Annotated in this window: 14 protein-coding genes; 10 read left to right on the top strand and 4 right to left on the bottom strand. The window is 67.7% G+C overall.

What is annotated here, in order from left to right:
* The first annotated feature begins 103 nt into the window (after positions 1-103).
* The 3 genes from smc to ftsY all read left to right on the top strand — a co-directional run bounded on the left by smc (position 104) and on the right by ftsY (position 5489).
* On the top strand, positions 104-3691 hold the full coding sequence (gene smc / locus FOE78_RS10785) for a chromosome segregation protein SMC (RefSeq protein ID WP_143986285.1): 3588 nt from the start codon (positions 104-106) through the stop codon (positions 3689-3691).
* Between the two features lie 285 nt (positions 3692-3976).
* Positions 3977-4207: a hypothetical protein gene (locus FOE78_RS10790; RefSeq protein ID WP_143986286.1), complete on the top strand. Its 231-nt coding sequence runs from the start codon at positions 3977-3979 to the stop codon at positions 4205-4207.
* Positions 4208-4268: 61 nt separating this feature from the next.
* Entirely contained in the window at positions 4269-5489 is a 1221-nt protein-coding gene (gene ftsY, locus FOE78_RS10795; protein WP_143986287.1) for a signal recognition particle-docking protein FtsY, read from the top strand.
* 21 nt (positions 5490-5510) lie between these two features.
* On the opposite strand, the gene FOE78_RS10800 is transcribed toward ftsY, so the two are convergent.
* On the bottom strand, positions 5511-7310 hold the full coding sequence (locus FOE78_RS10800; protein ID WP_143986288.1) for a cation:proton antiporter: 1800 nt from the start codon (positions 7308-7310) through the stop codon (positions 5511-5513).
* 224 nt (positions 7311-7534) lie between these two features.
* On the opposite strand from FOE78_RS10800, the gene ffh reads away from it, so the two are divergent.
* Positions 7535-9112: a signal recognition particle protein gene (gene ffh / locus FOE78_RS10805; RefSeq protein ID WP_143986289.1), complete on the top strand. Its 1578-nt coding sequence runs from the start codon at positions 7535-7537 to the stop codon at positions 9110-9112.
* Between the two features lie 951 nt (positions 9113-10063).
* A complete protein-coding gene (locus FOE78_RS10810; protein WP_228266202.1) occupies positions 10064-11182 on the top strand; it encodes an amidohydrolase family protein in 1119 nt (372 codons plus the stop codon).
* A 69-nt stretch (positions 11183-11251) separates the two neighbouring features.
* Here FOE78_RS10810 and FOE78_RS10815 read toward each other — a convergent pair whose 3' ends face one another.
* From FOE78_RS10815 to FOE78_RS10825, 3 genes are read right to left on the bottom strand one after another with little or no spacing between them, the layout of a single operon-like run.
* The gene (locus FOE78_RS10815; protein WP_168207472.1) at positions 11252-13036 is read right to left on the bottom strand and encodes a type 2 periplasmic-binding domain-containing protein; all 1785 of its coding nucleotides are present in this window, start codon (positions 13034-13036) and stop codon (positions 11252-11254) included.
* Between the two features lie 51 nt (positions 13037-13087).
* On the bottom strand, positions 13088-14107 hold the full coding sequence (locus tag FOE78_RS10820; RefSeq protein WP_228266153.1) for an ABC transporter permease: 1020 nt from the start codon (positions 14105-14107) through the stop codon (positions 13088-13090).
* Positions 14104-15066, bottom strand: coding sequence for a carbohydrate ABC transporter permease (locus FOE78_RS10825; RefSeq protein ID WP_228266154.1), 963 nt, complete (start codon positions 15064-15066; stop codon positions 14104-14106). The genes FOE78_RS10820 and FOE78_RS10825 overlap by 4 nt, the downstream gene beginning before the upstream one ends.
* Before the next feature lie 456 nt (positions 15067-15522).
* On the opposite strand from FOE78_RS10825, the gene rpsP reads away from it, so the two are divergent.
* The 5 genes from rpsP to FOE78_RS10850 are packed head-to-tail and all read left to right on the top strand — an operon-like array spanning position 15523 to position 19080.
* Positions 15523-15981 carry a 30S ribosomal protein S16 gene (gene rpsP / locus FOE78_RS10830; RefSeq protein WP_143986293.1) on the top strand — a complete coding sequence of 153 codons (459 nt, stop codon included), beginning with the start codon at positions 15523-15525 and terminating at the stop codon, positions 15979-15981.
* A 2-nt stretch (positions 15982-15983) separates the two neighbouring features.
* The gene (locus tag FOE78_RS10835; RefSeq protein ID WP_143986294.1) at positions 15984-16259 is read left to right on the top strand and encodes an RNA-binding protein; all 276 of its coding nucleotides are present in this window, start codon (positions 15984-15986) and stop codon (positions 16257-16259) included.
* A 23-nt stretch (positions 16260-16282) separates the two neighbouring features.
* Positions 16283-16885: a ribosome maturation factor RimM gene (gene rimM / locus FOE78_RS10840; protein ID WP_143986295.1), complete on the top strand. Its 603-nt coding sequence runs from the start codon at positions 16283-16285 to the stop codon at positions 16883-16885.
* Positions 16882-18063: a tRNA (guanosine(37)-N1)-methyltransferase TrmD gene (gene trmD / locus FOE78_RS10845; protein WP_143986296.1), complete on the top strand. Its 1182-nt coding sequence runs from the start codon at positions 16882-16884 to the stop codon at positions 18061-18063. The genes rimM and trmD overlap by 4 nt, the downstream gene beginning before the upstream one ends.
* A 30-nt stretch (positions 18064-18093) precedes the next feature.
* Positions 18094-19080 carry an NAD-dependent epimerase/dehydratase family protein gene (locus tag FOE78_RS10850; RefSeq protein WP_143986297.1) on the top strand — a complete coding sequence of 329 codons (987 nt, stop codon included), beginning with the start codon at positions 18094-18096 and terminating at the stop codon, positions 19078-19080.
* The last annotated feature ends 16 nt before the right edge of the window (positions 19081-19096 follow it).

The following is a 19096-nucleotide window of genomic DNA, read 5'->3' on the forward strand; positions in this document are numbered from 1 at the left end:
CATCGGGTTGCCGGCGTCATCTCGATTGCTGGCAAGCTATGGCCTCGGTCCGCAGTTGCAGGACCCACGAGCAAAGTATTGACCAGATATGGGGAGCGTCGGCGTGTACCTCAAGAGCCTGACCCTCAAGGGCTTCAAGTCGTTCGCTTCGGCGACCACGCTGAATTTCGAGCCCGGCATCACCTGTGTTGTCGGCCCGAACGGCTCCGGCAAGTCCAACGTCGTCGACGCCCTCAGCTGGGTGATGGGTGAGCAAGGCGCCAAGTCGTTGCGCGGCGGCAAGATGGAGGACGTCATCTTCGCCGGCACCTCCGGCCGGGCCCCGCTGGGACGGGCCGAGGTGGTGCTCACGATCGACAACACCGACGGCGCACTGCCGATCGACTACTCCGAGGTCACCATCAGCCGGACGATGTTCCGCAACGGCGGCTCCGAGTACGAGATCAACGGCAACAAGGCCCGGCTGCTGGACGTGCAGGAGCTGCTCAGCGATTCCGGCATCGGTCGGGAGATGCACGTCATCGTCGGCCAGGGCCAGCTGGACACCATCCTGCAGGCGACGCCGGAGATCCGCCGCGGCTTCATCGAGGAGGCCGCCGGCGTCCTGAAACACCGCAAGCGCAAGGAAAAGGCGCTGCGCAAGCTGGACGCCACCGAGACCAACGTGAACCGGATCAACGATCTCGTCGCCGAGGTACGACGCCAGCTCAAGCCGCTCGGCCGGCAGGCCGAGGTCGCCCGCAAGGCGGCCGTGATCCAGGCCGAGGCCCGCGACGCCAAATCCCGGCTGCTGGCCGACGACCTGGTCCAGGCCACCCTGTCGTTGGAGAGCGATCTGGCCGACGAGGCGCAGTTGAAGGAGCGCCGGCAGAGCCTGGAGGAGCGGCTGGATGCCGCCCGGTCGACCGAGATCGAGGCCGAGGAGATCGTTCGCGCCCAGGTGCCGCGGCTGAATGCCGCCTCCGACGTCTGGTATTCGCTGGCCGGGCTGCGGGAGCGGGTGGCCTCCACGATCTCGATCGCGGCCGAACGGGTCCGCAACGCCGAGAATGACTCCGACGAGGAGCGCCCGGGTCGCGATCCGGAGCAGCTCGACGCCGAGGCCGAAGAGGTCCAGGCGCAGGAGGATGCACTGGAGACCGAGGTCGAGCTGAAGGCCGAAGCGCTGAGCGCGGCCACCGAGCAACGCACCGAGACCGAGGAGGCACACGCTGCCGAGGAGCAGCGGCTGGCCGCGCTGATCCGGGCCGCGGCCGACCGTCGCGAGGGTCTGGCCCGGCTCGGCGGACAGGTCAACTCGATGCGCAGCCGGGCCGAGGCTGCGGCGGACGAGATCGGCCGACTGACCGCTGCACTGGAGCAGGCCGAGCAACGTGCCGAGACCGCGGCCCGCGAGTTCACCGCGCTGGAGACCAAGGTTGCTTCGCTCGACGACGGCGAGTCCGACCTGGACGAGCAGCACGAGACGGCGAGTCGGCGACTGGACGAATTCGAGACCCAACTCGGCCGGCTGCGTACCGAGGAGGCGGCGGCCACCTCCGAGCGGGGAGCGCTGGCGGCCCGCCTCGAGGCACTCCAACTCGGGCTCAAACGCAAGGACGGTGCGGCCGCGCTGATGGCCGCCGACGAACAACTGGACGCACTGCTCGGTACGGTGGCAGCGCTGGTCAGCGTCGAACCGGGGTACGAGGCAGCAGTCTCGGCCGCCTTCGGTGCCGCCGCGGACGCGGTCGCGGTGACCGGACTGGATGCCGCCATCTCCGCCTTCGATCACCTGCGTGCCGATGACCTCGGCCGGGCCGGACTGCTGCTGGCGGGCGGGCCGCAGACCGAATCTCCGGCCGACTGGCCGACGCTGCCGGACGGGGTCCGGTACGCCGCCGAGGTGGTGAGCTGCCGCGACGATCTGCGCCCGGCCGTCAATCGGGTGCTGCGCAAGGTCGCCGTCACCGACTCGCTGGCCCGCGCCCGCGAACTGGTCCGGGCGCTGCCCGACCTGACCGCGGTGACCCAGGACGCAGACCTATTGTCGGCCCACTTCGCGGCCGGCGGGTCGACCGCCCAGCCCAGCCTGATCGAGGTCCAGGCTGCGGTGGACGAGGCCGAGCAGAAACTCGCCGAGGTCACCCACACCTGCGAGCGGCTGAAATTCGCCCAGTCCGAGCTGACCGAGCAGTACGCCGATGCCGAGCAGCAGGTGGAGTACGCACTGGCCCGGCTGCACGAGTCCGACGCCCAGATGGCCGCGCTGGCCGAGGAGCTCGGCCAGCTCAATTCGGCTGCCCGATCCTCCCGGGACGAGGCGAATCGGCTGCAGAAGTCGATCGCCGAGGCGGAGCGGGCCCGGGAGGAGACGGCCGCCAAGCTTGAGGAGTTGGAGGCGCGGCTGGAGGCGGCCGGCGACGAGGACCTGGACGAGGAGCCCGATCCGGCAACCCGGGATCGGCTGGCCGAGGAGGCCCGGCTGGCCCGGGCCGCCGAGATGGAGGCCCGGCTCGCGCTGCGCACGGTGGAGGAGCGGGCCAGGGCGTTGTCCGGCCGGGCCGACGCCCTCCGGCGAGCCGCTGAGAACGAGCGTGCCGCCCGGGCGCGGGCGCAGGCCCGGCGCGAGCGGATGATCCGCGAGGCGAAGGTGGCGGCGGCGGTGCATCAGGCGGCGACCTATCTGGCCGGTCGGGTGGAGAGCTCGATCGCGCTGGCCGCCGAGGAGCGGAGCGAGGCCGAGGCCGCCCGGGCCGAGGCGGAGGAGTCGCTGACCTCGGCCCGCCGGTCGGTCCGGGAGCTGGGGGCCGAGCTGGAGAAATTGGTCGACACCGTGCATCGCGACGAGATGGCCCGCGCGGAGCGGCGGATGCGGATCGAGACGCTGGCCGAGAAGGCGATGACCGAGTTGGGGGTCGAGGCCGAGACGCTGATGCGTGACTTCGGTCCCGAGGTGCCGGTGCCGGTGCTGACCGATGCCGACGGGAACGCGCTCGATCTGGAGAGTCTGCCCGCCGATCAGCGGCCCGAACCGGTCCCGTACGTGCGTGACGAGCAGGAGAAGCGGCTGCGCAAGGCGGGCCGCGCGCTCAACCAGCTGGGCAAGATCAACCCGCTGGCGTTGGAGGAGTATGCCGCGATGGAGGAGCGGCACGCGTTCCTGGCCGAGCAGGCCGAGGATCTGCGCAAGACCCGGGAGGACCTGCTGGCGATCATCGCCGACGTGGACGCCCGGGTGGAGCAGGTCTTCGCCGAGGCGTACGCCGATGTCGAGCGGGCGTTCAACCGCGTCTTCGCCCGGCTCTTCCCCGGCGGCGAGGGCAGCCTGGTGCTGACCGAGCCGGGCAACTGGCTGACCACCGGTGTCGACGTCAAGGCCCGGCCGGCCGGCAAGAAGGTCAGCCGGCTGTCGCTGCTGTCCGGCGGTGAGCGGTCGTTGGTGGCGGTCGCGTTCCTGGTGTCGTTGTTCATCGCCCGGCCGAGCCCGTTCTACATCCTGGACGAGGTCGAGGCGGCGCTGGACGACACCAACCTGGGCCGGCTGCTGGAGATCTACGAGGAGCTGCGGGAAAATTCTCAGCTGCTGGTGATCACCCACCACAAACGGACCATGGAGGTCGCCGACGCTCTCTACGGCGTGACCATGCGCGGCGACGGCGTCTCCGCGGTGATCAGTCAGCGGCTGCGTGATCAGGAGTCCGTCGCCTGATCCGGCGGTCCGATCCGGGCCCCTGCTCACCGCCGAGCCGCTGAGCCGAGCCGGACCTTGCCGGTCTCGACCGGGCCGGCACTCCACCCGGCCGCCGCGACGTTCGCCCACTGTGGCCGACACGACAGCCGGTCCACGACCGAGTTCACCGTGTTCTTCGGCGACGGCTGGAAGAATCCTGACGTGCGGTCGGTGAGCGCAACGAACCGATCGCGGGCAGTACCTTCCCCCAACGCTCTGTGCTTGTCCCAACGACTCGCGTTGACTGTCTGAAAGGCCCCTGCAGTGATCGTTTACGTCCTCGCCATGATCGCGATTCTCGCGGTCGCCGCTGCTGTTGTCGGCCTGGTCATGGTCGGCATGGAAGGCCGCGGTCAGGATCGCGTACCACCGTGGCTCACCGCCAAACTCAACCGCGCCGCCAAGCATCTCAACGGTGAGGTCGAGCCGCCCGAAGCCTTCACTCGGGTGATGGAGCGCCGGCACCACCGCGACCGCACTCCGGCCGGCCGCTGACCCTGCCGCAACCGTCCGCCGTGATGCGTCGGCGAGCTGAGGTCGCCGTTAGGCTGTCGCGGTGGATGCAACGATTCTCACCCTGCTGATCGCCGGAATCATCGTCGTCGTCGGCCTGGTCGCCGGCCTCGCGGTCGGGACCCGGCGGCGTACCCTGGGCAAGGCCCGTCGGACCGATGAACTGGATGCCGGCACCGATTCGACCGCCTCCGGTGCTGGCACGTCGGTGGTCGAGGCCGACGAGGCAGCGGCCGATGCGGGAGGCACCGCGACCCTCGAGCCGGAGGTCGCCGAGGGTGAGGTGGTCACCGAACAGGCCGTTCCGCCGGCCGAACCGGTGCCGACGATCGAGAAGCCGGAGGCGCCGGAGAGCCGGTTGGTCCGGCTGCGCCGCCGGCTCAGCGGTTCCAACAACGCGCTCAGCCGTGGTCTGCTCACCCTGTTGTCCCGGGACAAGATCGACGAGGACACCTGGGAGGAGTTCGAGGACACCCTGCTCACCTCCGACCTCGGGGTGAAGCCGACCATGGAGTTGGTCGAGGCACTGCGCGCACGCCTCCGGGTGGAGGGGATCTCCGATCCGTCGAAGGCGCGCGGGGCGCTTCGCGAGGAGTTGATCAAGCTCGTCGATCCGAGCCTGAACCGGACGCTGGGGACCACTCGGTCGCAGACTCCGGCGGTGGTGATGGTGGTCGGCGTGAACGGCACCGGCAAGACCACCACGGTGGGCAAGCTGGCCCGGGTGCTGGTGGCCGAGGACAAGGACGTGATGCTGGGCGCCGTCGACACCTTCCGCGCGGCGGCCGCCGATCAGCTGGAGACCTGGGGCAGCCGGGTGGGGGTGCCGACCATTCGTGGCGCCGAGGGGGCCGATCCGGCGAGTGTCGCCTTCGAGGCGGTGAAGGCCGGTATCGAGGCCGAGGCCGACGTGGTGCTGGTGGACACGGCCGGCCGGCTGCACACCAAGACCGGGCTGATGGACGAGCTGGGCAAGGTCAAGCGGGTGATCGAGCGGCAGGCTCCGGTCACCGAGGTGCTGCTGGTGCTGGACGCCACTACCGGCCAGAACGGCATGACCCAGGCCCGGATCTTCGCCGAGGTGGTGGACATCACCGGCGTCGTGCTGACCAAGCTGGACGGTTCGGCCAAGGGCGGCATCGTGATCCAGGTCCAGCGCGAACTCGGCGTCCCGGTCAAGCTGGTCGGGCTCGGTGAGGGCGTCGACGACCTCGCCCCGTTCGACGCCGAGCAGTTCGTGGACGCCCTGCTGTCGACCGACTGAGCCATGCTGCCGAGCCGGTCCTCACAACCGGCTGGCCATCCGGGTGCTGATCGCGGCCTCGTCGTAGTCGAGTTCCTTGATCATCTCCCGGTACGTGTCGTCGTCCAGTCGCCAGGCATCACGCTCGGCGCGCAACGCGTCCCGCTGGGCGGAGATCATGTCCAGCCTGACCTGGCTGAACTTCTGCCAGATCGCCGACCGGTCGGTGTCGCCGCGCTCGGAGTCCTCGGCCTGCTGCTGCAGCTGTTGCCGGTTCTGCTGGAATCGTTGCAGCTGACTGGTCATCGCCGACAACATCACCGGGTCGGTGCCGTCGTCGTTCTTCAGCGCGTTCTTCATCACCGACGCCGCGGCGCGCTGGGTGATCTCGTTGGCCCGCCGGTGCTGCTGACGCTCGTACTCCTCCTCGGATTCGGTCCGGATCTTCAGCGCCTTGATCAACAACGGCAGGGTCGAGCCTTGGATCAGCAGGGTGCCGACCGCGACCACGAACGCGATCACCTGCAGCACCGCCCGGCCGGGGAACGGCTGGCCCGCCGCCAGCACCGGGATACCGGCCGCCGCCGCCAGCGTGACCATGCCGCGCATGCCGGACCAGGAGATCACCAGCTCGTGCTTGAGCGGCAGCACCGTCGCCTCACGCCGTACGACGGTGACGTCCGGCCCGTGCTGGGCCGCCCGTCGGCCGGCCGACCGGTGATCGACGTCGGCGCGGGCCGCCCGACGCTTCTGCAACCGCGCCCGGCGCAACTCGTACTGCTGTCTGCGGCGTTCCTCCCGCCGGGCGAAGCGTTCCGGATGAGCGGCGCGACGATTCCGGTAGATCGCCCGCATGCCGACCAGCCGGGCATGGTTGATCAACACGTACGCCGGCCGGATGAGCAACACCACCAGCAGCACCGCGCCGGCCGCGATCAGCACCTCCTTCAGCGAGTGACCGGTGTCGATCACCTCGGTGAAGATGAACTTCATCTGCATCCCCATGTAGGCGAAGACGAATGCCTCCAGCAGCACGTCGAGGGAATGCCAGACCTGACGTTCCTGGATCCGGGCCGCGAATCCGGCCCGGCCGGAGTTGTGCCCGATCACGAAGCCGGCGGTGACGACCGCGATCACCCCGGAGGCGCCCGCCTCCTCCGCAGCCAGATAGCCGGTGAACGGCACGATCAGACCCAGTACGGTCTCCAGTCCGGGATTGTCCAGCCGGCGTTGGATCGCCCGGACGATCGCCGCCAGGACGCCGCCGATCGCGATCCCGACCACCACCCCGTACCCGAAGAACAGCACCGGCGAAGAGATCAGGGTGTGTTCGCCGGTCACCGCGACCGTGGTGATGGTGAACAGGGTCAGCGCGGCGGCGTCGTTGATCAGACTCTCGCCGGTCAGGATCGTCATCACTCGTTTGGGCAGTCCGACTCGGCGCCCGATCGCCTCTGCGGTGACCGCATCGGACGGCGCCACCACGGCGCCGAGCACCAGGGCCACCATCAGCGAATTGATCTCCGGCACCAGCCGCAGCGTGGTGAAGCCGGCGGCGAAGGCGGTCAGGAAGACCAGCACCACGCCCAGCCCGACGATCGGCCACAGGTTGCGCATGAAGTGAACGAAGGAGAACTCCAGCGCGGTGGAGTAGAGCAGTGGCGGCAGCACGACGCCGAGAATGATCTCGGGCTCGATTTCCAACCGGGGCAGGCCGGGGATGAACGAGACCGCCAGGCCGAGCGCGGTCAGGACGAGGGGAGCCTGCAGGCCGCGCTTCTGGGCCAGCGCGCTGACCGCAATCGCGGCGATCACCACCAGCAACAGTTCGACGCCGTTCATGGCGGTAACAATAGGGATCGCCCGCGGAGCAGACTTGGACGTCCCACCTCGACGACCCTGCTCCACGCCGGTGCTCGAGGCCGTGCCGGCGAACTCTGGGCTGCCGAACCTCGGACGGTAGGCTTACACGACGTCCGCGGTCCCGCCGATCCTTCATCGGTGCCGGCGCTCAGTCGCAACCGGCCGCGTACGACCCGATCAAGACATGTGAGTGAAGAGGTTCGATGTTCGACACCCTGCAAGACCGGCTCGCGGCGACGTTCAAGAGCCTGCGCGGCAAGGGTCGGCTCTCCGATGCCGATATCGACGCCACCGCCCGGGAGATCCGGATCGCACTCCTCGAGGCGGACGTCAACCTGCAGGTGGTCCGGGAGTTCATCGCCGCCGTCAAGGAACGGGCCAAGGGCACCGAGCTCACCGGCGCGCTGAACCCGGCGCAGCAGGTGATCAAGATCGTCAACGAGGAGCTGATCGGCATCCTCGGCGGCGAGACCAGGGTGCTGCGGTTCGCCAAGCGACCGCCGACGGTGATCATGCTCGCCGGTCTGCAGGGTGCAGGTAAGACCACCCTGGCCGGCAAATTGGCGCTCTGGCTGAAGGAGCAGGGCCATTCGCCGTTGCTGGTCGCGGCCGACCTGCAACGGCCGAACGCTGTCACCCAGCTGCAGATCGTCGGCGAACGCGCCGGAGTGCACACCTTCGCGCCCGAACCGGGGAACGGTGTGGGGGATCCGGTTCAGGTGGCGCGGGCCTCGATCGAGGAAGCAAACCGCAAGCTGTACGACGTGGTGATCGTCGACACCGCCGGCCGGTTGGGCATCGACGCCGAGCTGATGCAGCAGGCCGCCGACATCCGTACCGCGACCAAGCCGGACGAGGTGCTGTTCGTCGTCAACGCGATGATCGGCCAGGACGCGGTGAACACCGCGAACGCGTTCGCCGAAGGGGTCGGCTTCGACGGCGTCGTGCTGACCCAGCTGGACGGTGACGCCCGCGGTGGTGCGGCGCTGTCGATCGCCCGGGTCACCGGCAAGCCGATCATGTTCGCCTCCAACGGCGAGAAGCTGACCGACTTCGACGTCTTCCATCCCGACCGGATGGCCAGCCGGATCCTCGGCATGGGCGACATGCTCACCCTGATCGAGCAGGCGGAGAAGACCTTCGACGCCGAACAGTCCGCCAAGGCCGCGGCCAAGCTGGCCAGCAAGGACGGCGGCGACTTCGGCCTGGCCGACTTCCTGCAGCAGATGCAGGCCGTACGCAAGATGGGTCCGCTGTCCAAGGTCTTCGGCATGCTGCCCGGAATGGGTGAACTGAAGGACCAGATCGCCGGCATCGATGAGAAGGAGATCGATCGGATCGAGGCGATCATCCAGTCGATGACGCCGGCAGAACGCGACGATCCCAAGATCCTGAACGGATCCCGCCGGGCCCGGATCGCCAAGGGCGCCGGTGTCGAGGTGTCGGCGGTGAACAACCTGGTGAACAAGTTCTTCGACGCCCGCAAGATGATGAGCGCGATGGCCGGCGGCCGGATGCCGAACATCCCGGGGATGCCGGCGATGCCCGGAATGGGTGGTGCCCTGCCTGGCGCCCGCAGGGCCAAGCAGCAGCAGAAGAAGAAACCCAAGAACAAGCGCGGCGTCTCCGGCAACCCGGCCAAGCGCAACGGCCAGCAGCCGGCCCAGCCCGCCGCCGGCAGCAACGGCTCGGCCTTCGGTGCTCCCAGCCAGGAGGACCTGGCCAAGCAGATGCAGGACTTCGATCTGCCTCCTGAGCTCAAGAAGATGCTCAAGAAATAACGTCCGCTCCGGTGCCGCTGCCGCCCGGTGGGTGCTGTCGGTCGCGCTTCCGGGGAGGGCCCCGGACCCCCACCTTGGTCGGGTTGGGTGCGCGGCTTCCGTCGTCACCTCCACTTCGCTCGGTGCCGGTCTCGCGCTGGCGCGCTCGACGGGTATTCATGCAGTCTGGCTCGTGCCGGGCGTTCGTTTCCCGCCACGGTTGGGTTGTGCATCCGGATTCGTGGTCGGGGGTGTTCGTTTCCCGCCACGGTTGGGTTGTGCATCCGGATTCGTGGTCGGGGGTGTTCGTTTCCTGCCACGGTTGGGTTGTGCATCCGGATTCGTGGTCGGGGAGTTCGTTTTCCAACCGCGGTGGGGATTGGGTGGTCTGATTCCCGGCCGGGGCGTTCGTTTTGCATCCGCGGTTGGATTTCGTCCGCTTTGTCCGAGGTTTCCGCGTTTTCGCCGAGCCAGACCATCAGGATCTTCACGGATCGGCGTTGTTAGCTCGGCGAAGTTGGCGGAACCTCGGACAAACCTCGGAGCCTCGGACAGAACCGGTCCTGCTGCGGCCGTTCCGGCCTCGGACTTCAGGAGCTTCGGGTCGCTTGGGAGCGCGGCATGGGTGCCGTAGCTCCTCCGATTCAGCGATCGTGACCGGGCATCAGTGAGAAGTGGCGACCGGGAGCTCGGGGTGTTCGTTTCCAACCACGGTTGGGTTCCGCGTCCTAAATCGTGCGTGCCACCCGGCATTCTTTTTCCAACTGTGGGCGGAAAACGTACGGGCCGCAGCGTACGGTGACCAGCTTGCTGCAACCCCCTCCCCGGATTCCAGGAGGTTCTGGTCGCTCGGACGCCTCTGTGGGTGCAGTAGCTCCTTCGATTTCCGGGAACCTGTGTGAACGGGACCGGATCCGCAGGAGCCAAGCGGGGTGTCGCTGGGATTCCCGGGCGGGCAGAATGCCGAACGTGGTGATCGGCGAGCAGCGACTGCATCTGGACGGGATCGTGCTGCCGACCGGGGAGCGGCGCGAGTTGTGGATTGCCGACGGGCTGGTCCGTACCGAACCCGTACGAGATGCGGCGGACCTGACCGGCGGCTGGATCATGCCCGGCCTGGTCGACGCCCACTGTCATGTCGGTCTGGACGCGCACGGCGCGGTGTCGGCCCAGCAGGCCGAGGATCAGGCGCTCGCCGACCGGGCGGCCGGCGCCCTGCTGTTGCGCAGCCCGGGGTCGCCGACCGATACCCGCTGGATGGACGACCGGGACGACCTTCCGCGGCTGATCCGGGCCGGCCGCCACATCGCCAGGCCCAAGCGCTACATCCGCGGCTACGGGGACGAGGTCGGCGGGGACGAGGTCGAGCCGGCCGATCTGATTGCCGCCGTCGACACGCAACTTCCCCGTTCGGACGGCTGGATCAAGCTGGTGGGGGACTGGATCGACCGCGACCTCGGTGATCTTGCTCCGCTGTGGCCGGTCGAGGTCGCCCGAGCCGCGATCGACCATGCCCACGGGCTCGGGCTGAAGGTGACCGCACACGTCTTCGGCGAACAGGCGGCCGCCGAGCTGGTCGAAGCCGGCATCGACGGCATCGAACACGGGACCGGCATCACCGATGACATGATCGCGATGATGGCCGAGCGTCAAGTGTCGCTGGTGCCGACGATGATCCAGCTGGAGAATTTCGAGTCCTTCGCCGCCGCCGGCGAAGCGAAGTTCCCCAGCTACGCCAGACACATGCGTTCGCTCTACGCCACCCGGCTGGATCGCTTCACCGCCGCGTACGAGGCCGGGGTGCCGATCTATGCCGGCACCGACGCCGGTGGTTACCAGCCGCACGGCCGGATCGCCGACGAGGTGGTCGAGCTGGCCCGGCTGTTCGGCAACGAGTACGCCCTGGGCGCGGCATCCTGGCGGGCCCGCCGCTGGCTCGGCCGGCCGGATGCGCTGGCGGAGGGCAGCCCCGCCGACCTGGTGATCTACGCCGAGGACCCGCGCAAGGACCTGACCGCCCTGGCCCGGCCGCAACACGTGGTGCTGCGCGGCACCGTCGTCGAGCATCAGCACCATCACCACCGGGCATGAACACACAGAACGGGCCGCCGATGAAGATCATCGACGGCCCGTCCGGAATCGAGCGCTACCAGCAGAGACTCACTTCGGACGCTTGTCGTACGCCTCCTGAGCCTGCTTGACGTACGCCGGCAGGCCCATCTTGTCCAACGTGGAGGTGTAGTTCTTCCAGGCGGTGTCGCTGTTGATGTCCAGTTCCGCGGTGGCGAACTTGGCCATGTTGATCGACACCTGCTTGGTCAGGTTGGCCTCGGTGTCGCCACGCTGAGCCGTGACCGACGGGTCGAAGAGCAGCGACGGCAGGAACTGGTCCTCCGGCTGGGCATGCGGCTGGTAGACCTTCTCCGCGATCAGGTCCAGGTTGGGGACCGTCGGATCGGTGACGCCGGCCGCACGGTAGTCGGCCGAGCGGTACATGATCCCGTACTGATTCCAGGTGGTCCCCGCCGGTGCGCCCTCGGACTTGGTGCCCGGACCGTAGATCGCCTGCTTGCGGGTCTCGCCCAGTTCGCCCTTCTCGGCCCAGCGCCAGTCCCTCGGCTGATCGCCGCGGTAGGACTGCTGGATCCGCAGCAGATCGAGCTGGGCGTCGGCCCACTGGACCAGTTGCTCGGGGTTCTTGCAGTTCTTGGTGATCACCAGCGAGGTGGTGAACGGGTTGGCGCCGTAGGTCCAGCTGGCGACCTGGACGCCCTGCGGACCCTTCAACGGCGTCATCGGGATGTAGTCCTCCCACGGCTGGTTGTCGCCCGGGGTCATGGTGATCCAGGCGGCCCAGTTGAACGCGCGGCAGACGCCGATCAGCCCGTTGTTGCCGAGCTTGGTCAGGTCGTCGCCCTTGATCGTGAAGGTCTGCTTGGTCAGCGTGCCGTCGTCGTAGAGCTGCCGCATGAAACGCAGCCCCTCACGCCATTCGTCGGTGTTCGCCACGAACTGGACCTGGCCGTTGTTCAGCTTCAGGTAGGCCTGGCCCGCGACCGCGCCGGGGTTGTAGATGAACGGGCCCATCATGAACAGGTCGACCGGGTCGTAGGTGACGTCGCCGCCCATGAAGGGCAGGAAGCCCGGCTTGCCGCTGGGGTTCTTCTTCTTGAACAGCTGCAGCAGCGAACGGAATTCCTCGGTCGTGGTCGGCATGTCCGCGCCGACCTTCTCCAGGTACTTCTTGTTCACGAAGGCGCGGGCGCCGGCGCTGCGGCAGTGGAAGCAGTCGTTCACACCGCCGAAGTTGTAGATGTGGCCGTCCTGGGCCAGGTTGGCCTGCTTGATGTCGGGATTCTGCTCGTACATCTCCCGCATGCCCGGGGCGTACACCCGGATCAGGTCCTCCAGCGGGGTGAACAACCCCTGCTGGCCGTACAGCGAGATCTGATCCCGGGACAGCCCGACACTCATGAACGCGTCCGGCAGGTCGCCCGAGGCGATCATCGCGTTGATCTTGGTCAGGTCGGAGCTGCCGTCCGGGGTGGTGACGAGCACCGCGTCGTACTGGACCTTGACGCCGGTGGTGTCCTCCATGATCTGGGAGAACTTGTTCTTGTTCCAGTCGCCGACCACGGTCGCGTCCTGCGGTACGACGACCCGGAACGACGTGCTGCCGTCGGCGAACTTCGGCAGCGTGCGCGCCTTCGGACCCTTGTACGGCGACGGGTAGAGGATGCCCTCGGTCTCGGCGCCGAACTCGACCGGCTTGGCCTTGTCCAGGTCCTTGGGCAGATTGCTGCCGCCGGACGGGCTCTTGGTTTTGTCGCCGCCGCTGCAGGCCGTCAGCGCGGACGGCAGGGCGATCGCCGAGGCGGCGACCGCGGCGCCGGTCAGCAGGCTCCGGCGGGACAGCCGTGCCTTGGGAGTGAATGGTGATGACATGATCATCCGTCCTTCGGGGAATGGATCGATACCGATCAGGAATCAGCGGAATCAGAAGAGGCTGTTGCTGCGGCTGACCCGGCGAGCCAGCCAGTTCGCCAGCAGCAGCAGGATCAGCGCGAACACCGAGCGGAACAGCCCGATCGCTGTGGCATAAGAGAATTGCGGGACCGTCGAGGCCAGACCCACCCGATAGGTGTAGGTGTCGAGCACCTCGGAGGCGGACAGGTTCAGCGGTGTCTGCATCAGCAGCACCTTCTCGAACCCGCTGGACAGCATCGAACCCATGTTCAAGATCAACAAGGTGATGGTGACCGGGATGACGGCCGGGAAGTCGATGTGCCAGATCCGGCGCAGGATGTTGGCACCGTCCATCTTCGCCGCTTCGTGCAGCTGCGGGTCGACGCCGGCCAACGCGGCCAGGTAGATGATCGCCGACCAGCCCAGCGTCTGCCACGCGCCGGACCAGACGTACATGTTGCGGAAGATCGTCGGGCTGGCGAAGAAGTCGACCGAACTGTGGCCGAGCAGACCGATGCCCTGGTTGACGATGCCGCCGTTGGGCGAGAACAACATCACCATCATGCCGACCAGCACCACGGTGGAGATGAAGTGCGGTGCGTACGTGATCAGCTGCACGCCGCGGCGGTACGCGGCATTGCGGACGCTGTTCAGCAGCAGCGCCAGGATGACCGGCAGCGGGAACAGCGCGAACAGCTCGTAGATGTTCAGGATCAGGGTGTTTTTCAGCACCGGCCAGAACTGGTACGAGGTGACGAACTGCTGGAGGTACTGCAGTCCGACCCACGGGCTGCCGGTGATGCCGTCGACGATGTTGTAGTTGCGGAAGGCGATCTGCAGGCCGTACAGCGGCCAGTAGAGGAAGACCACCGCGTACGCGATCGGCGGGATCAGCATCAGGTAGAGCTGCCAGTTCTCGGCGATCCGCTTCAGCGGCGAGCGGCGCCGGTGCTCCGAACCGGCGGTACGCGTCGTTGCCCGAGCCTGCTCCAATTCGACGGCGGCCCGCTGCGGCTCGGTCAGCTCGCTGCCGACGCTCTCGGCGGTCACTTGAGGGATCCGATCAACGCGCCCTTGACGAAGTGTCGTTGGACGAACGGGTAGGCGATCAGCGGCGGCAGCATCGCGACCACGATCAACGCGTACCGCAGCTTGTTGAAGAGGTCCTGCCGGTGGGCGAACTCGGCCGCGCTCATGCTGCCGACCTGATCGGGATTGACCGAGCCCAGGGTCAGCACCTCACGCAGCACCAACTGCAACGGGTAGAGATCGGTGTTGGTCAGGTAGATCATCGCCGAGAACCAGCTGTTCCACTGACCGACCGCGTAGAACAGCATGTTCACCGCGATGATCGGCTTGGACAACGGCAGCGCGATGCTCAGGAAGAAGCGCAGGTTGCTGGCCCCGTCGACCTTGCCCGCCTCCAACAGCTCGTCCGGGATGTTCAGCTGGTAGAAGGTCCGGGTGATGATCACGTTGAAGACCGTCATCGCCGCCGGCAACACGATCGCCCAGCGGGTGTTGAGCAGACCGAGCTGCTGAACCACCACGTAGTTGGGGATGATGCCGGCCGAGAACAGCGTCGGGATCAGCAGGAAGAACATCAACGGGCGGCGTCCGTAGAGGTCTTTGCGGGAGAGCGGGTAGGCCGCCAGGATGGTCAGTGCGGTGCCGATCATGGCGCCGACGACGGCGTAGAAGATCGAGTTGCCCAGCCCGATCAGGATGTGCGGAGAGCTGAAGATCGTCTTGTACGCCTCGAAGTTGAGACCTACCGGCCACAGAACGACCTTCCCGCTGGCGATCGCGTAGCCGCTGCTGACCGAACTGCTGAAGACGTAGATCAGCGGGTACAGCACGGCGACGGTGAAGAAACCGAGGACGCAGTAGTTGACGACCTGGTAGCCACGGTCGACTGCCGGATCCTTGATCCGGCGCGCCTTCGGTATCCGAGGCGTTTTCGGCGGTCGGCGAGATCGCGTGGCCGATCTGGCAACGGTGAGAGCCACAGGCACTCCTTCCGGAAGAGTTCGGCGCTGAACGTTCATCTGTGCGCGTTCATGGATGAACCGAGCAGATATGAACTTCGCGTGTCGGATCGTTCATCAGAGATCCGATGATTGTCAAATTCGAGCGGCGGGTTTGCCGTCTCTTGGGGGCAACCTGGGCTAATGCCCGGCCAAAGATCGGAGCAGTACGTCGCGTACGGGTGCGACTCACGGCCGAGCGCCGGCGACTCACGGCCGAGCAATGGCGGCTCACGGCCGGGCGGCGGCTCAGTTCGCGTCCTGTCCGGGTGATCTGGCAGAATGTGGGGCGCGTCTGCGCGCGCTCGGTGCCCTCTCATCACCGGCGTGTGCCGTCCACCGACTCTCCGCCCGGTGCCCCACGCCGGAGCTGGTGATTCACCCGTTCTCCGGCCGGGCCGTTCCCGGTCGGCTTCCAAACAGGAGTAACCACCCACCGTGGCTGTCAAGATTCGTCTGAAGCGTCTGGGCAAGATCCGGACGCCGCATTACCGCATCGTCGTCGCCGATTCCCGGACCAAGCGGGACGGGCGTGCGATCGAGGAGATCGGTCAGTACCACCCGAAGAACGATCCGTCGATCATCAAGGTCGACTCCGAGCGTGCGCAGTACTGGCTGTCCGTTGGCGCCCAGCCGACCGAGGCCGTCGTCGCGCTGCTGAAGCGGACCGGTGACTGGCAGAAGTTCTCCGGCGACACCAGCCCGTCCGGCATCGATCCGCAGCCGGAGAAGAAGGACAAGCTGGCCGCCTTCAACGCCGCGCTGGCCGAGAAGGGCAGCGAGCCGGTCTCCAAGGCGATCACCGAGGACAAGAAGTCCGACGCCGCCGACGCAAAGGCCGAGGACGCGGCCGCCGCCGATTCCTCCGCCGAGGCCGACGCCGGCAGCGAGTCCTGATCATGCTCGCCGACGCACTCGATCATCTGGTTCGCGGCATCGTCAGCAACCCCGACGATGTGCAGGTCCGGGACAAGGACCTGCGTCGCGGCCGCCTGCTCGAGGTCCGAGTGCACCCGTCCGACATCGGCAAGGTGATCGGCCGGAACGGGCGGACGGCGTCCGCGCTGCGGACCGTGATCGGCGCGCTGGCCGGACGCGAGCAGGTGCGGGTCGACTTCGTCGATCTCGAGCACCGTGGCGGCGGCCGGAGCGGCCGTTCGCGGGCGCGTCGCTGACCAGAGCAACACCGAACGCAGGCATGGACCTCACCGAGATCGTCGTGGGCGTGATCACTCGCGCCCACGGCGTACGCGGTGAGGTCGCTGTGTCTCTGCGTACCGACGAACCGGAACGGCGTTTCGCCGTCGGGCAGGTGCTGCGCGCCGAGCCCGGCAGCGGTCGAACCGGAGGAGCGCCCGGCAACTTCACGCCCAACACCTTCACGCCCAACACCTTCACGGTGGTGCGGACCCGCGACCATCAGGGACGCTGGCTGGTCACGTTCGCCGAACTGACCGACCGCAACGCGGCCGAGGCCGCCCGCGGCATCCGGCTGGTTGCCGACGTCCCCGCCGACGAGCGCCCGGCCGACGACGAGGAGTACTACGACCGCCAGCTGGTCGGGCTGTCGGTCCGGCTGCAGGGGGTCGACGGACCCATCGGCACGGTGAAGTCCGTACTGCACCTGCCCGCCCAGGACGTACTGGAGATCCGTACCGATCACGGCATCCGGATGGTCCCGTTCGTCTCCGAACTGGTGCCCGAGATTGATCTTGAAACAGGCCGGGTGCTGGTCGCCGATGTGGCCGGGCTGCTCGATGATGATCTTGACGAGGCGGACGATCAGGAGCAGCAACGATGAAGATCGACGTCGTCTCGATCTTCCCTGACTACCTGCAACCGCTGCGACTTTCCCTTGTGGGCAAGGCGATCGAGAACGGCATCGTCGATCTCGACGTTCATGATCTCCGCCACTGGACGCATGATCGACATCGCACCGTCGACGACACTCCGTACGGTGGTGGCGCCGGGATGGTGATGAGACCCGAGCCGTGGGGCGAGGCGCTGGACGACCTCGCACCCGAGACCGGAGCCGGGACGCCGCGATTGTTGATCATGACCCCGGCCGGCCGGCCGTTCAGCCAGGCGATGGCCGAGGAACTCGCCGGTGAAGATCATCTGATCTTCGCCTGCGGCCGCTACGAGGGCGTCGACGCCCGGGTCGGCGTCGACGCGGGCAAGAGGATGCGTACCGACGAGATCAGCATCGGTGACTACGTCCTGAACGGTGGCGAGGTGGCCAGCCTGGTGATCATCGAAGCGGTGGTCCGGCTGCTGCCCGGAGTGATCGGCAATCCGGAGTCGCTGACCGAGGAGTCGCACGCCACCGGCCAGGATCATCTGCTCGAATACCCGATCTACACCAAGCCGCCGACCTGGCGCGGCCTGGACGTGCCCGAGATCCTGTTCTCCGGCCACCACGCCAAGATCGCCGACTGGCGACGCCAACGCGCCGAGGAGTTGACCCGGGAACGACGGCCCGACCTGCTGCCACCGGTCCCGGCCGCGAGCACGATCACCATCGAGCGCGCCACCGCCGCCGACGCCGGCCAGATCCTCACCGTGCAGCGCGCCGCATTCGTGTCCGAGGCGCTGGTCAACCAGACCCTGGCGCTGCCGGCGTTCACCCAGAGCGTCGAGGAACTGACCGAGAGCATGAGCCGCGCGGTGGTGCTGGTGGCCCGCCAGGACGCCCGGGTGATCGGCTCGGTGCTCGGCCGACCGGATGAGGACGGCAATTGGTACATCGGCCGGCTGGTGGTGGCTCCGGACCGGCAGGGCGAGGGCATCGGCAGCAGGCTGCTGCGGGAGGTCGAGGCGGCCGCGCCGTCCGGCAGCGCCCGGTTCCGCCTGGTGACCGGAGCGGCCGGCCCGAACATCGCGTTCTACGGCCGGCACGGCTATCACGTCGCCGCCCACGGCACCCATGAAGGTTCGCCGATCGTGCAGCTGGAGAAGGAGTTGGTGTCCGCCGGATAGGTTGATCCTCGGAATCGACCAGGAGGATCAATGGCGGACATCTTGTTCATCGGCGGGACCGGCATCATCAGTGCGGCCGCCGTGCGGCGCGCTTTCGGGGTCGGGCACAACGTCACCGTGCTGAATCGGGGACAGTCCTCGATCCGGCCGCTGCCGGACCAGGTCGAGCAGGTGCAGGCCGACATCCGCGAGCCGGACACCGTACGGGAGGCGCTCGGCGACCGCAGCTTCGACACCGTACTGGACTTCGTCGCGTTCGTCCCCGAGCACGTCGACACCGACGCGGAGCTCTTCGCCGGACGCGCCGGGCAGTACGTCTTCATCAGCTCCGCCTCGGCCTATCAGACCCCGCCCGGACCGATGCCGGTGACCGAGCAGATGCCGCTGGACAACCCGTTCTGGCAGTACTCGCGGGACAAGATCGCTTGTGAGCAAAGGATCCGAGCGTTCGACGGTCTGGACTGGACGATTGTCCGCCCGTCGCACACGTACGACCGGACGGCGTTGCCGATCGAGGGCCGGTGGACAGCGATCGACCGGATGCGGCGTGGCCTGCCCGTCGTCGTCCACGGCGACGGCACCTCACTGTGGACGATCACCCACACCGACGACTTCGCCGTCGGCCTGGTCGGCCTGCTGGGCAACTCGGGCGCGCTCGGGCAGGCGATCCACATCACCAACGAGTGGCCGATCGCCTGGAACGAGATCTACACCCAGCTGGCGCGGGCGGCCGGTGTCGCCGAGCCCGAGCTGGTCCACGTCGCCTCCCAGACGATCGCAGCGGTGCATCCCGACTGGGGCCCGGGACTGGTCGGCGACAAGGCCCACACGATGATCTTCGACAACAGCCTGCTCCGCTCGCTGGTGCCCGAGTACGCGCCCAGGATCAACTTCGCCGAGGGCGCGGCCGAAATCATCGACTGGTACGACGCCGACCCGGCCCGGCGCCAGGTCGATCCCGAGATCGACGCCGTGATCGACAAACTCTGCGCCATCCCTGACTCCTTCATCGGCTGACACGGCCGCGCACGCC

Origin of the sequence: Microlunatus elymi (assembly GCF_007362775.1) — a bacterium.
In the GTDB taxonomy this organism is placed as follows: Bacteria; Actinomycetota; Actinomycetes; order Propionibacteriales; family Propionibacteriaceae; genus Microlunatus; species Microlunatus elymi.

Coding starts and splice junctions, on each gene's coding strand:
- rimM (WP_143986295.1), top strand. CDS start 16,283: ATGGACCTCACCGAGATCGTCGTGGGCGTGATCACTCGCGCCCACGGC.
- trmD (WP_143986296.1), top strand. CDS start 16,882: ATGAAGATCGACGTCGTCTCGATCTTCCCTGACTACCTGCAACCGCTG.
- FOE78_RS10835 (WP_143986294.1), top strand. CDS start 15,984: ATGCTCGCCGACGCACTCGATCATCTGGTTCGCGGCATCGTCAGCAAC.
- FOE78_RS10850 (WP_143986297.1), top strand. CDS start 18,094: ATGGCGGACATCTTGTTCATCGGCGGGACCGGCATCATCAGTGCGGCC.
- FOE78_RS10815 (WP_168207472.1), bottom strand. CDS start 13,036: ATGTCATCACCATTCACTCCCAAGGCACGGCTGTCCCGCCGGAGCCTG.
- FOE78_RS10800 (WP_143986288.1), bottom strand. CDS start 7,310: ATGAACGGCGTCGAACTGTTGCTGGTGGTGATCGCCGCGATTGCGGTC.
- ffh (WP_143986289.1), top strand. CDS start 7,535: ATGTTCGACACCCTGCAAGACCGGCTCGCGGCGACGTTCAAGAGCCTG.